Annotated in this window: 13 protein-coding genes; 5 read left to right on the top strand and 8 right to left on the bottom strand. The window is 42.3% G+C overall.

The features are described 5' to 3' along the window. Nucleotides 1–343 precede the first annotated feature (343 nt). A complete protein-coding gene (locus R7E29_RS20025) occupies nt 344–1,321 on the top strand; it encodes a hypothetical protein (RefSeq protein ID WP_318082966.1) in 978 nt (325 codons plus the stop codon). 31 nt (nt 1,322–1,352) lie between these two features. On the opposite strand, the gene accD is transcribed toward R7E29_RS20025, so the two are convergent. Continuing rightward, nucleotides 1,353–2,216: an acetyl-CoA carboxylase, carboxyltransferase subunit beta gene (accD, locus tag R7E29_RS20030; RefSeq protein ID WP_053350528.1), complete on the bottom strand. Its 864-nt coding sequence runs from the start codon at nt 2,214–2,216 to the stop codon at nt 1,353–1,355. 141 nt (nt 2,217–2,357) lie between these two features. Here accD and R7E29_RS20035 point away from each other — a divergent pair, with 141 nt between their 5' ends. Beyond that, nucleotides 2,358–3,257 carry a LysR family transcriptional regulator gene (locus R7E29_RS20035; RefSeq protein ID WP_053303804.1) on the top strand — a complete coding sequence of 300 codons (900 nt, stop codon included), beginning with the start codon at nt 2,358–2,360 and terminating at the stop codon, nt 3,255–3,257. Between the two features lie 148 nt (nt 3,258–3,405). Here the strand turns inward: R7E29_RS20035 and R7E29_RS20040 are convergent, their stop codons facing one another. Then, on the bottom strand, nt 3,406–4,965 hold the full coding sequence (locus R7E29_RS20040; RefSeq protein ID WP_017635256.1) for a methyl-accepting chemotaxis protein: 1,560 nt from the start codon (nt 4,963–4,965) through the stop codon (nt 3,406–3,408). Nucleotides 4,966–5,515: 550 nt separating this feature from the next. Then, nucleotides 5,516–6,592 (bottom strand): nickel/cobalt efflux protein RcnA, encoded by a 1,077-nt coding sequence (locus R7E29_RS20045; protein WP_054577079.1) that lies wholly within the window; start codon nt 6,590–6,592, stop codon nt 5,516–5,518. 135 nt (nt 6,593–6,727) lie between these two features. Between R7E29_RS20045 and rcnR the strand changes: the two genes are divergently transcribed. Beyond that, the gene (gene rcnR / locus R7E29_RS20050) at nt 6,728–7,000 is read left to right on the top strand and encodes a Ni(II)/Co(II)-binding transcriptional repressor RcnR (RefSeq protein WP_005375370.1); all 273 of its coding nucleotides are present in this window, start codon (nt 6,728–6,730) and stop codon (nt 6,998–7,000) included. A gap of 359 nt (nt 7,001–7,359) precedes the next feature. Here rcnR and R7E29_RS20055 read toward each other — a convergent pair whose 3' ends face one another. The 4 genes from R7E29_RS20055 to R7E29_RS20070 form a co-directional block, all read right to left on the bottom strand. Continuing rightward, a complete protein-coding gene (locus R7E29_RS20055) occupies nt 7,360–7,995 on the bottom strand; it encodes a DsbA family protein (RefSeq protein ID WP_053303806.1) in 636 nt (211 codons plus the stop codon). A gap of 32 nt (nt 7,996–8,027) precedes the next feature. Further along, nucleotides 8,028–8,909 carry a glutathione S-transferase C-terminal domain-containing protein gene (locus R7E29_RS20060; protein WP_054577078.1) on the bottom strand — a complete coding sequence of 294 codons (882 nt, stop codon included), beginning with the start codon at nt 8,907–8,909 and terminating at the stop codon, nt 8,028–8,030. 96 nt (nt 8,910–9,005) lie between these two features. Next, complete coding sequence (locus tag R7E29_RS20065; protein ID WP_053303808.1) at nt 9,006–9,470, bottom strand: Dps family protein; 465 nt, start codon at nt 9,468–9,470, stop codon at nt 9,006–9,008. A gap of 10 nt (nt 9,471–9,480) precedes the next feature. Then, complete coding sequence (locus tag R7E29_RS20070) at nt 9,481–10,020, bottom strand: NADPH-dependent FMN reductase (RefSeq protein WP_053303809.1); 540 nt, start codon at nt 10,018–10,020, stop codon at nt 9,481–9,483. A 147-nt stretch (nt 10,021–10,167) separates the two neighbouring features. On the opposite strand from R7E29_RS20070, the gene R7E29_RS20075 reads away from it, so the two are divergent. After that, a complete protein-coding gene (locus tag R7E29_RS20075) occupies nt 10,168–11,067 on the top strand; it encodes a LysR family transcriptional regulator (RefSeq protein ID WP_053303810.1) in 900 nt (299 codons plus the stop codon). A 91-nt stretch (nt 11,068–11,158) separates the two neighbouring features. Here the strand turns inward: R7E29_RS20075 and R7E29_RS20080 are convergent, their stop codons facing one another. Beyond that, a complete protein-coding gene (locus tag R7E29_RS20080) occupies nt 11,159–12,061 on the bottom strand; it encodes a DMT family transporter (protein ID WP_053303811.1) in 903 nt (300 codons plus the stop codon). A gap of 287 nt (nt 12,062–12,348) precedes the next feature. Here R7E29_RS20080 and R7E29_RS20085 point away from each other — a divergent pair, with 287 nt between their 5' ends. After that, the gene (locus tag R7E29_RS20085; RefSeq protein WP_202599865.1) at nt 12,349–13,149 is read left to right on the top strand and encodes a hypothetical protein; all 801 of its coding nucleotides are present in this window, start codon (nt 12,349–12,351) and stop codon (nt 13,147–13,149) included. Nucleotides 13,150–13,196: the final 47 nt, after the last annotated feature.

A 13,196-nucleotide genomic window follows, 5' to 3' on the forward strand; every position in this document is an offset into this window, starting at 1 on the left:
AGGTCTTTTACTCTAATTAAATGGGAGCAATCCCACTCCAAAAAAAACTCACAATTATCAATAAAAACATTAATTTACCTTTTTCTAAATAACGACTTTATGAGGAAAATTGCCCTTAAACGCCCCCCTTAACTCTTCCAGATAGAGTTCACGACAATCAAAGGTTCTAAATTAAATTTTGATGCTTGATACCATCTATTTTTATTTGTGACTCATTCCCAATAAGTCATAGAGTGCATATCAAAAGGTTGGCATTAATGGTAAATTCTCCGCCAAATCAAACACATTTACTCCTCCAGTCATTGATGAGTGAATAAAGCAGATATTTGGCTAGGGATAATACATGTCACTTTGGGGATTTTTGGGAGCGGGGATTGCCTACTTCATGACAACGTTTGCCTTTGTTTTTGGCGGCATTTTTTGGTTATGTGCTGAAGGTAATACATTAAGAGAAACAAAGCGCCAATCATCAATAATGTCCGGGGTTATTGCTTGTACTATTGGAACTTGGGTGCTTGCTTTTGGTGTTTACGTTTACGGTTACTTTTGGGATAACTCTTCTCACTATTATTTTTATTTGCTCGCTCCATGGGGACTTGCCATTTTTGGGGTAAAACTTCGTAACCGCTGGGTTAAGCAATACGCGCGTGTAAAACACGCAAAAGAAGAACAGTGGCAAAAGCGCTGGCGAGAATTATTAGGGGAAGATACTGAAGAGCTTCCACCATATACACATGATTACGAGCTCTACTCGGGCATTTGGCAAGCCAATGAAGCGCTCCAAGAACAGTGTTTTGCAGCCCTTCCTCACGGGAAAGCAGTCTACAAGAGAGTGAAAGCCTTCCAAACGATGGCCTCCCCCGCTGGTGACATAAACAATCAAGTTTTGCTGAGTAAACTCGATCAACTAGAGGATGAAATCATTCAAGTTCTTGAGCAACACTCGCAAAAGAAAGTAAGCATTGAAACTGGCGCAGGTACTTTACACAAAGAGTCAAAACGCAATGTTTATCACCATGAGAATGGCCCAACAGAAGAGCAACTGTACGACTCAATCAACCTCCAACATGATTTGGATCGAGAGCTACGCAACATTATCTATGATCGGCTCGGTTACGATGGCGAAGATGAGTACTTTTTCCTCCAAGCGCCACTCGAAGAGCTTACCGAGAATGAAACCGCAATCAACTGGATGCTCTGGGGGTTAGTAAGCGACCATTTTGCTGTTGACCCATACCAAACGGCGTTGGATCTCAGCCTAATGAATGCGGAACCAAGATGGGGGCAAAATGAACGGTTTGTAATGATTACGGCTCAATAAACGCAAGTACTAAGTCTAACTTTAATACAACCTATTCTGAGACCACCCTCGCGTTGGTTAACTTAGCCAGTAAGCGGCCAACGCGATCGCGCATTTCACGTCTATCGACAATCATATCTAGCGCACCATGCGCTAGTAAAAATTCACTTCGCTGAAACTCGTCTGGTAGCTTTTCACGTACCGTTTGCTCAATGACCCGTCTTCCCGCAAAGCCAATACTTGCTTTAGGTTCACCAATATTGATGTCTCCTAACATGGCTAAACTCGCCGAGACGCCACCATAAGTTTGGTCCGTCAATACTGAGATATAGGGTAATCTGTGCTCAGATAAGTGGTTTAACGCGGCGCTGGTTTTTGACATTTGCATGAGTGCCACCAAAGACTCTTGCATGCGCGCCCCTCCGCAAGCGGAAAAACATACTAACCCAGATTTTGTATTAATTGCGCTTTCAACTGCTCGGACAAACTTCTCGCCAACCACTGCGCCCATCGAGCCTGCCATGAAAGAGAATTCGAATGCACACGCAACAACAGGCAGCCCCAATAACTTGCCCTCCATCACCACCAACGCATCTTTTTCTCCAGTCGTTTTCTGTGCTAAAGCAATTCGCTCTTTATATCGCTTTAAGTCTTTAAAACCCAAAATATCTTGTGGCTCCAACTCACTTGCCAACTCTTGTTGTGTTCCATGGTCCAGAAAAGAGATCAACCTTTGACGCGCAGCCATTCTCATGTGATATGAGCATTTAGGGCATACTTCCAAATTTTCTTTTAACGCGGCACGATAAAGTATTTGTTCACACACAGGACACTTTGTCCAAACGCCCTCAGGGATAGACGCTTTGCGCGAACCTATTATATTTTTATTCTCAAATAACCGTTCTAACCAGCTCATAAATTCACCACTATTGATTACGTTCTAGCGCGATATCTCGTTGTTTGTTCGCTTAAACTTGTAAATAAAATTGTATGTAACTTAGTACAGAGATAAAGTGCGATATGCTGGCTTGATAATCCAATAAAGTGGGATAATGAAATGTTTGATAACGTTGACCAAATCTGGTTAAAAAGTTTTCACTGTGTTTATGAGAACAACAGCTTTAAGCGAGCCGCTGAGTGTTTGAACATACCAACATCAAATATCAGCCGACACATTGCCCTGCTTGAAGAAAAGTTAAACATTAGGTTGTTCAATAGAACAACAAGGCGAATGACGCCTACCGAGGCTGGAGAAGAGCTCTATAGCAGCACTCATCCGTTATTGGAGCAACTCAACGCCGCACTAGAAACGGTAACGCGCCACTCACACACGGTAACAGGGAAACTGCGAATTCTTATGCCAGACACACCTGTACTGGCCAAAGCGGTTGTCACCTTTTGCACGCAATACCCGTCAATCTCTTTGTCTTGCGATACAACGCTAAACCCTAAAGATGATGTTATTGACAGCTTTGATGTCATTTTGAGTTTTCATAGAGGGACTTTGTCAGACAGTAACTGGGTGGCGAGAGAGATAAAACGCTGGCCCAGTGCCATTTTAGCCGCGCCTCAACTAATTGAGAAATACGCCACCCCTTACAAAATTACGGATCTAAGTCATGTTCCCTGCATCACGACGCTTACCGCAGTAAATGGTGCACCATGGGTATTCAGAAACCCTGTTGGGGGCCATATTACTCAAACTGTGCAATCTTCATTCAAAGTAAACAGCGGTCATCTCGCCAGATATGGCGCGTTATCAGGGCTTGGATACGCAATATTGCCAATTGAGTCATGCCAAAATGAGATCAAAAATGGTGAGCTAGAAATCGTCACTCTAGAGTACGAACCTGAGGATTTAGTGCTTTACGCCTTTTACTCGTCTAGAAAACATGTAGCTAAGAAAATATCTATATTTGTTGAACATTTAAAGCAAAATGCGAAACTTAACGCTTAGCTAAGCTTTACTCAACTAATTTATCATATTTTGTTTTATCGTTTAGAAAGGACAGACACCGCTAAGCGATTTGAGACTCGATTTTTTCAAATAAAAAAGCCAGCAATTAACATTTACTGGCTTTTTATTAAAGAGGGTCAGTTGGCGTTTAGATTCTAAACGCTCCCACGTGACGATCGAGTGTTCGCGATAGCTCCGCGAGTTGTTGACTTGATTCTTCTAGTTGCTCACTCGCCGTTAGCGCACTTTTCACTGAGTGGCTGACGGTATCCATGTTCATATTAATTTCGTTTGCTACCGTTGATTGCTGTTCTGTTGCGGTTGCTACTTGAGTATTGATATCTGAAATAGTCGTCACTTGTGCAGCTATTGCTTCTAAAGCCTGTCGAGCTAACTCAGTTTCTGCCGTTCCTTCTTCAATAAGAGTCTTACTATTACTCATTGAATTCACCGCACTTTGAGCTTCAGTTTGTAGCTGGTGAATCATATTGTCAATTTCATCGGTAGAATGAGCCGTTTTAGTCGCTAGGTTGCGAACTTCATCAGCGACTACTGCAAAACCTCGGCCGGCATCACCAGCGCGTGCAGCTTCGATAGCCGCATTGAGAGCCAATAGATTGGTTTGCTCCGAAATACCTCTAATCACCTCTAGAATACTACCAATCGACTGAGTATTTTCAGCAAGACTCACGATAATGTTGGAAGTGCTGTTCATCTCGTTTTCAAGATTAGTCATCGCCGTTTTGGTTCTTTCTAGCGTCGTGTAGCCATCTTGCGCTTCATTACTTGCTGCACTCGCAGCATTTGCCGCTCCGGCAGCATTGGAGGCAATTTCATTGACCGTCGCAATCATTTCGTTCATGGATGTGACAACCAGCATGGTTTGCTCGTTCTGCTCTTGCCCTCTTGTGAGCGCTTGCTGAGATTGCCCACGCAAAGCGACAGCTGAACTATTAAGCTCCACACCAGTATTTACAACTTGTGTAATAATCTCATGTACTTTCCCAACAAAAACGTTGAAAGCAGAAGAAATTTGCGCGACTTCGTCATTACCTTTCGCTGGCAAACGAACGGTTAAGTCTCCGTCTCCTTTTGAGATGTCTTGTAGAGCGTCTTTAAGCGCAGAAAGCGGTCTCATCAGTTTATTTAGCAGAAGTGACAGAATCAAAACACACATAACGAAGATCGCCACCATAGAGATCAACTGGTAAGTAATAATTCCATTCGTCGCTTGGCTCACTTCGGTAATAGGAATACCAATATCAAAAGTACCGTATAACTGACCATCCACATAAATTGGTGCCATGATGTCAAACACCCATACTTTCTGGACATCGGCATACCACTTTGAGTACTGTTGAACACCTCTCGTCGCGCCTTCAACAGTATATTCATCGTTATAGGTTTTGTTCAGCTTGTGCTTATCACTGTGGGCTACTGCCGTTACGTTACGGTCAATTACAACGGCATAACTCACGTCTGAACGTTGTTTCAGCCCCTCAACAAGCGATTGTAAATCTTGCATTGGATTGGCTGAGTTCTCCAAAATATAACTCGCATTTCCCGCTAGAAACTCAGCTTGAACTTGGGATTTGTTTAAGATGATGTCATCGATTTTCTGACTCGAAATTAGGTACGTTGATGCCATACTCGCCACGACAGCAATACCAAACATGGCGCAGACTGCTAATAAGATGATTCTTTTCATTATAATTGTCTCAATACAATTCAATTGATGCTCATTAATCGAGCGCTAAGCCTTTCTTCTCCAAAACCAACCAAACTGCATTTTGGGTCTGTTTGGCAGAGCAAGACATAACTTTATAACTATGTATCTGCTTGGTTCCCGATTACTTTAGACAGAAGGAAAAAAAGTCTTCAAAACGTCACATTTCTACGAGGTTTGGCGAAGGGACGAGTACGCAAAAGGAAACGTTTGCATAGTTAAATTTAACTATGCGACCAAATTGGTATCGAACATTAAAGAAAAGACTTCTAATTAGCGTTTTGACCGTCGGGAGCGCTGTGGTCAGTGCTCCCGTTTTATCATTTAGTATCTCAGGTTCAGATATTAGAGCCACAATCGCAGCGGTTGTAATACGAGATGTTTGGTGAAGCGAGAATGACTTGGTTTGTAGATATGGCAGCGATGTCAGATCGAGTAATTCTCAATCAAGAATCGGCAGCAAAATATGCAAACCAAGGCATGAAGCCATTGCCCATAAAAAAAGAAAGGAAAAAAATCTTTACCACAGAGTTTAGCTCGTCAGCGATATGTATCCATGCATACCCATGTATAAACCAACTGCACTGATCAAGACGCCCGATAAGTAAGGAGCTCGACGTGCAACATCATTCAAACCGCTCCATTTAGATGTCGCTTTTTGCACGCCCACTGCTGCCACAACGCCAACAGCAACCAGAGTCAAGGCTAAGCCAATACTGAATGACACAACTAAAGTCGCACCAAGAGTCATTGCCTTAAGCTGCAAACAGATAAGCAAAACCGTTACCGCAGCAGGGCATGGAATCAAACCGCCCGTTAATCCAAACAGCAGAATTTGCCCATTCGTCACGTCTCGATTCTCAAAGCGCTTTTGAATGTCTAAAGCGTGAGCGCGCTCGTGAGCATCTTGATATTCCTTATCTTCGCTTTCTAAATGAGAACCAGGACGGAAATGTACATCAAAGTCATGGGTATGATCATGGTGCCCGATGATCAAAGTGACAGAAAGTCCATTAGAGACTTCAATGCAAGACGCCGATTCCAAGTATCCATCACGCTCTATAAAGTGATAAATATCAGCAGGTTGATAACCATCACTCGATACCGAAACCTTGATACCTTCAGCAGTTAAAGGTTTACCGCTGAGTGTTCGCAACTGGAAACGGTGATGCTCCCCTTCCTCTGTAATCGAAAGCGAAACATGCCCATGTCCTGTATCCACAACTTGCGTCGTCCAATCGCGAGCATGATCCTGAGCTTTGTTCCAAGCTCGCTCATCGCTCCATGTCCGCCAAAACATCCATACGCCGGTTGTCACGATAATGACCCCAGAGATAAGTTGCATCCATGGTTCAGCCGCTTCAGCGGTGAATTTCTGGCTAATATACATCCCGCCAACAGCGATTAACCATACAATTACAGTGTGAGAAAGTGTGGCAGCTAAACCCAGCATCACGGCTTGTTTGACCGTTCCTTTCACCGCGACAATGAACGCCGCCATCATCGTTTTAGAGTGCCCAGGTTCTAAACCATGCAAAGCGCCAAGCAAAATGGCACTGGGAATAAAGAACCACCCATTACCTTGTTGTAGTAACGCGACAAAATCCATTGTTGTTCTCTGTTGTTGATTCTAATTTATCGCAAACTATACTCCCCCCTAGTATTAAATACTACCCCCCAGTATAAATTGAGTGCTACATTATCAGTTAGAATAACTCTGCCCGTAACTTAAAGAAGATAAGACATGTCGCATACAACCAGAGATCAAAAGAAGCTCAACACTCGAGTCAGTAAAATACAGGGTCAGGTGAATGGACTTAAAAAAATGCTGGAAGAAGAGCATGAATGCCAAGATGTGTTGCAGCAGATTGCCGCTATTCGGGGGGCAGTAAATGGTTTGATGCGAGAAGTAATTAAAGGTCACTTACTTGAACACGTCGTACTTGAGGAAGACAAAACTCAACGTGAAAAAGATATGGAAGTCGTATTAAAAGTACTGGACTCTTATATAAAGTAACCCTACTTCGCTAGAGTAAAGTCACTAAGGTTAAACTCGAATAGATCCTTTATAGGTAATCGCTTACTAAGCGGGAAATAGCAATGGCAGATATAGACCATACTACCTGCCATTTACATAACAATATATTCCGTAACAACCTCACTTAGTGCCGTAAATTCCCTAATAATGCTCACATCAATCATTCTGGCTGCAACTTTAACCAGAACCGACTTGATACACATAGGGGCAAAATCTATTCAGGTTGGAAAGTACTTATATCCATCAGATGGATAACTTTAACTCACACAAATTGAAAAAAGCCAGCTATCTAGCTGGCAAAAGGCATTGTGAAAATTTGAAAAGGCTTTTCTTGGGACTCAAACTTTATTTGTGAGCTCTTTTAATGTTTTACGCAATGTATTGATACCGAGAGCACCCGGTACAACCCACCCTTTATTGATAACCAACGTTGGCGTAGAAGTGATGTCATATTCTTGAGCCAACTTTCTGTCACGCTGTATCTCAGCTTGTCGCTCCGGAGAAGCAAAGTCCTCAAGAAAACGAGCCTTATTCAGCCCAACCTCACCAGCAATTTCTGTAAGCTCGTCCAAATCACCAATATTTCTGTTTTCACTCATATGTGCATGTGTAACAGCATCAAAATAGTCCCAGTAAGCACTGGATCCTCCCTGTTGTTCAGCCGCCTTACATGCCACCAAACCTGGCGTTGAAAATGGGTATTCAAACGTCTGCTGACGCATCCCTTCTACGTTTACGCGCTTTTTATCGTCGGCACGCGCACATTGCTCCCAGTGTTCCAAAATAATTTGCTTCGCTTGTTTCATTGAGCCAAACTTGCCAATCATTTCTTCCCGTGAGGCAGACAAAGCAAATGCATGATGATGGATATCTAAATTAAACTCTTTTTCAAGCTGGCGTAGTCGAGGTGACAAAACATAACACCACCCACAAATGACGTCGTGAAAAAAATCGACTCTAATTTTTTTGCTCATTACTTTTCTCCAAGATTGAAAGTATTACTGGCTTACCAACTAATGACCGGTCCTGCTGGAACAATTCCATAAGGGTTAATGTGCTTGTGCGAGAAGTAGTAATGCAACTTCATGTACTCGATATCGATCGTTTTTCTGATGCTCTCATGACTGAGTAAATCCAGCATATACTGGTAAAGGTTATCGAAGGCTTTTAGTGGCTTTTTATTGGCCTTAAAGTGAACTTCATAAACGGCTTCAAACCTGACAAGTGTGGGTAACAGAAACAGATCCGATAGTGTGATATTCGAACCATACAGATAACGAGTTTGACTTAGCCTGTTGTTCAACTGCTCCATAGCATCAAATAAGGTGTCACTGGCTAGATCATATTCTGCCTGCTCTGTGGCAAAACCAACGTGGTAGACCTTTCGATTCACATTGACGTGTAACCACTCGTTGAGCTTTTCTATTTCTTCTCGCAGACTATCTGGAACCAACTCAACTTTGTTCTTAGCTAAAGGTAGCCAGTTGGTAGCAAGCTCCATTGCTATCGCAGAGGAATCATTACCTACAATTGCATGATCTTGTCTGTCCCATAGTATCGGTACTATTACTCTTCCCGTGTAATTTGGATTTGCTCGTTGGTAAAGCTCTATCAAGTTTTGAGAGCCGTACAAAGGATCTGAGTTAGCATCGTCAAATAACCATCCGTCGGAATATCGCTTTGCTGCAACAGAAGAAACAGTTATTGCGTCATTCAATCCTAGGTAATTGATCACCAGATAAGGCCGATGGGCAAAAGGGCAAGCAAACGACATGTACAAGTGATAACGCCCTTGCTCAGCGACTTTTGGCAATTCAAAGCTGTCCTCATGAGACAGGTCTTTTACTTCTTTATTTGGATACCAAATCCCTTTTTCTAAAACAGCCATGGGGTGCACCTACATACTTAAATTAAGGAAACATATGTAATAACGCGAGCTTTCGCTCAACGTTACATTGTTAAGGTATACAGCGACGAATTTGACTCACAGCATTGAACGTAACATCCAGGCTGTTTTTTCATGCTCTCGCATTCGATCAGAAACCAATGAAGCAGAAGATTCATCATCCCCATCCTGAGCCAATTTCAGAACGTCTCGGCAAGTCTTGACCACTTGCTCATGAGAACGAACAAGAATAGACACCATTTGTTCTGCTGAGGGCACGCCATCTACTTCAGAAACTGAGCTAAGGTCGGCGAACGCTTTGTAAGTCCCTGGCGCAACTTCACCTAGTGTTCGTATTCGCTCAGCAATGTCATCGACGGCGATTGCCAATGCGTTGTATTGCTCTTCAAACATAAGATGTAGCTCGCGAAATTGGGGGCCAGTAACGTTCCAATGAAAATTATGCGTTTGCAAATACAAAGTGTAGGAGTCTGCCAGAAGGCGTTTAAGCGCTTCTCCAATCACAACACGATCCTGTTCGTTTATACCAATATCCACTTTCATACCTACGCTCCTATAGTGCGTTTTCAAAGGAAGACATCAGCGCTTCCAGTTCAACTTTAGTCGCTACGTCAAACTCACCATCGTGAATTTTCTCCTGATAACTCCCTAAACTGTAGATTCCTTTAACGTCGCCACCCCACCATGGCATTAGCTCCGCCATCGTTCTGAGATTGGTCGCACCGCCATTCGGTCCAGGAGAAGTACTGACTAAAAGAACGGGTTTCTTATCGTCACCAAAGAAGGATTTACCTGATTCAGCAACACGTGAAAGCCAGTCAATGACATTCTTTAAAAATGCGGGCATAGAGCCGTTGTGCTCAGGAGAAGCAATAATCAGCGCATCGTGTTCATTCATCATTTGTCTCAATGTGATGGCGTCGGCTGGTATACCTTTTGACTCTGCATCAATGCCATACATTGGCAAATCGAAATCTTTCAATTCGATGATGGTCACTTTAGTTTGGGTGGCTTTTTCAGCCAAGGAACGAATCAGAGTATTATGGATTGACTGACTGTGATTACTTCCCGAGAGCGCGAGTATCTTTTTCATGAGTTAGTCCTGTTAGGTATTTAAGGTCAACACCTCAGTGTTGGTGATTACAATAAATACTAATTGACTAGCATTGGTGAATAAACTATATGTTAGTAACTAAATAGTTTACTTTTGGTAAACAATAAGAGTTTAAATGAGGTCGAAGTGGATAAAATAAGGGCGCTAACCGTTTTCAGAAGGGTTGTGGAACTGGGAAGCTTCAAAGCAGCAGCTGAAGATTTAAGTCTGTCAAAAGCAGCCGTTAGTAAGAATATCAATGAGTTGGAAGACTATCTTAAAAGCCCTCTGATAAACCGAACTACGCGTAACATGCACATAACGGATAATGGTCAACTTTACTACAATCAGGTTTGCAACATATTAGATGATTTGAAACATGCTGATTTGTCAGTCATCGAGTCGTCTCATACGTTAAAAGGATCACTGAAAATAAGCGTTCCTATGTCGTTAGGAATTTTAGAAATTAACCCCATCATTTGTGAATTCATGCACCAATATCCTGATTTGTCTATTGAAGTTGTCATGAGTGACCAATATGTCGATCTCATCGACTCAGGCATTGATATAGCGATTCGAGGAGGGGGAGAATTAAGCAATTCTAGTTTAAGATCCCGAAAGCTTATCGATATGAGACGAGTGCTTTGCGCTTCTCCTGAATATCTTTCAAAATCCAGCGAGATTCTTAAGCCAGAAGATCTCGCTCATCATAAGTGCCTCATATACAGTTTTTCTTCGTCAGCAAGACGTTGGCTATTCAGAAATGAGGATGAAGTCAAAGAGATCGAGCTTCAATCAAGTTCTTATGTCGTAAACAATGGATTAGCGCTCAAGCAAACAGCGTGCTCAGGCCATGGTATTTTATTGCTGCCGGATTTATTCGTTAAAGGCGAGTTAGAATCTGGGGAATTAGTTGAGGTTTTATCGATGTGGCAAGCTGATAGGCATTCACTGTATGTTGTTTATCCTTTCCATAAAGAGCAATCTCAAAAAGTCAGAACTTTTATTGATTTTGTCGTTAAACACTTCGAAAACAAACAGCACTAGCCTTCATCTTCTCCTGTCAAATTGATTACCTGAGCATGAAAACGCAACCTTTGTGAGAAGGTGGCCAGATGTGAGAAGGTGGCCAGATTTTTCAACAGACTTGATTTCGCTCGGCCTGACTATTCGACACTTGCAATACCACAGTAGAAAGAATGGATAGTGCAATACCAGGATATACAGCTGTGGGTATACTCTTTCCATCAAATAACAACATGATAAAAGCAACAAATACAGGACTTAGATAAATATAAGCCATCACTTTTGCAGGCCCCAGTACAACGGTGGCTTTGTGGATGATAAAGGTTGAGAGCAATGTCGCAAACAAAGCGAGGTATAGCATGTGCAAGGTAAGCTCGGCATTTAATGCAAACCAGTCTAGTGGTTGATGGAATACAAACAATGCCAGCAACATCCAGAAGGCACCGCCAATCAGAGTACAAAACACGGTAACAATGGTTTCTTCTCCACGATGAAAAACTTTCATCGAGACAGAAAAACACACCATAGACATACACCCGAGCAAAAACAAAATATCTCCTTTGTTGAGGTTTAGTTTCAATAATGTCTCTAAATCTCCTTTCACAACCACCCAACATGTCCCGACAGTCCCTACCAAATAAACGCCAAGCATCTGAATAGATAATTTTTCCTTAAAGAGGAAAACACTAACAATGGCAGTAATAAATGGCACTAATGTATACAGTGTGCCTGTGTTTAATGCCGTGGTTGTCTGCAAAGCCCTGAACATACATATAAAAAAGATCGCAAAGAAAAGGCTCATGATAAGACTTCTTGGAAACACATCTTTTGCCATTTTGATGCGATGTTTCTTTGTCAGAATAAAAGGAAACAATACCAGTGCTGCAAGCAGGAATCTCAATAACGTTAAGGAGAATGGATTGATTACACCGGATAGTTTTTCTGAAGATAAAAAAGATCCTGCAACCAGCGCTGTCACTAATAAGGACAAAAGGTGATATTTAATATTTTTCACATCAAGGCCATCTATTTTAAGGGGATAAATACTCTACTAGTGCTCAAGCACTAAAGACTTAACCATAACAGCCGCATTGAGTAATTAAAGCTCCATTTAGTAACTTAACTGTTTACCAAAGAGAAATAGTTTGTAGTAATTGACTCCTTATTAATACACCTCCACATCGTCAGTTCACTATTGGTAAACAATTTGTTTACCTGAGTGCTGTTTATCTGATTTAGCGCGACTTCTACACTTAGGCCTGAAAACACAACTCATCGTCCTATAATCAAGCAGGAGACCGAATGATGAAAAAATGGATCAATTTAGTATTAGTGAGCATGATTGCCACTATGCCGATCGCACAAAGCGTAGCAAAAACAATGTCAACAGAGGGTCAGCTGACTCTGTCTTACAGTGATGGTAGAGCGCCAACTCAAGGCGTTGAGAAGGTCAACGAAGTGCTCAAAACTATTGGTGTGCGAGTTAGTACCGTTTCGCTGCCTGAAGAAGCCAAACCTATTCTGGAAATATCCAAAAAAAGAGCTATTACAAAGGAAGAAAGTGAAAAACTAATCTCACTATTTTCTATGCACCGTGGTGACTTACTGGATCAAATCGAAAAAGCTGGCCGATTACCAGAGGCACACAGAGGCGGTTTCCTATCGACGTCTGAAGTAGGCGTTGCTCCATATCCAAAGGTTTATGATATGAAAGCAATGACTCCAGAAGTTATGCACTTTCTACAAGAAAAATTCGGCAAGTTACATGTTAATAGCTCAGAGAATGGCGTAGGTATCGATGAAGTGATGACCATCGTGTCTGGTGGGCCATGGACTTGGTTCTTTGTATTACCAGACAATGTGATTGGTAAACTGACGCTGAGTCACGTCTCACTAGATGGTGATGCGTGGCGAATCAGCTACCCAGGTCTCGTACCTCATGGTGGGTTCTTAGATGCACCTTATGGCTTGGTTGTCGCTTATGCACACGGCCCTAAAAACTTTGTTATGCGTTATGAAGAGCCGAGTGTTGAAGGTACGGAAACGCTGGGTACTAACTCATGGATCGACTTCAGCGGCGATATTCCAAAGCTACTGGATTAATATCAAAAGTACGACAAACCAAGACTAACGAAAAAAATGACTCGGCT

It is taken from the genome of Vibrio sp. Vb1729 (genome assembly GCF_033338655.1).
GTDB lineage: Bacteria > Pseudomonadota > Gammaproteobacteria > Enterobacterales > Vibrionaceae > Vibrio > Vibrio alginolyticus.

Excerpts from the sequence above, each read along its gene's own strand:
- rcnR (WP_005375370.1), top strand. The coding sequence starts at position 6,728 with ATGTCGCATACAACCAGAGATCAAAAGAAGCTCAACACTCGAGTCAGT.
- R7E29_RS20025 (WP_318082966.1), top strand. The coding sequence starts at position 344 with ATGTCACTTTGGGGATTTTTGGGAGCGGGGATTGCCTACTTCATGACA.
- R7E29_RS20060 (WP_054577078.1), bottom strand. The coding sequence starts at position 8,909 with ATGGCTGTTTTAGAAAAAGGGATTTGGTATCCAAATAAAGAAGTAAAA.
- R7E29_RS20045 (WP_054577079.1), bottom strand. The coding sequence starts at position 6,592 with ATGGATTTTGTCGCGTTACTACAACAAGGTAATGGGTGGTTCTTTATT.
- R7E29_RS20040 (WP_017635256.1), bottom strand. The coding sequence starts at position 4,965 with ATGAAAAGAATCATCTTATTAGCAGTCTGCGCCATGTTTGGTATTGCT.
- accD (WP_053350528.1), bottom strand. The coding sequence starts at position 2,216 with ATGAGCTGGTTAGAACGGTTATTTGAGAATAAAAATATAATAGGTTCG.
- R7E29_RS20065 (WP_053303808.1), bottom strand. The coding sequence starts at position 9,470 with ATGAAAGTGGATATTGGTATAAACGAACAGGATCGTGTTGTGATTGGA.
- R7E29_RS20070 (WP_053303809.1), bottom strand. The coding sequence starts at position 10,020 with ATGAAAAAGATACTCGCGCTCTCGGGAAGTAATCACAGTCAGTCAATC.
- R7E29_RS20085 (WP_202599865.1), top strand. The coding sequence starts at position 12,349 with ATGATGAAAAAATGGATCAATTTAGTATTAGTGAGCATGATTGCCACT.
- R7E29_RS20035 (WP_053303804.1), top strand. The coding sequence starts at position 2,358 with ATGTTTGATAACGTTGACCAAATCTGGTTAAAAAGTTTTCACTGTGTT.
- R7E29_RS20055 (WP_053303806.1), bottom strand. The coding sequence starts at position 7,995 with ATGAGCAAAAAAATTAGAGTCGATTTTTTTCACGACGTCATTTGTGGG.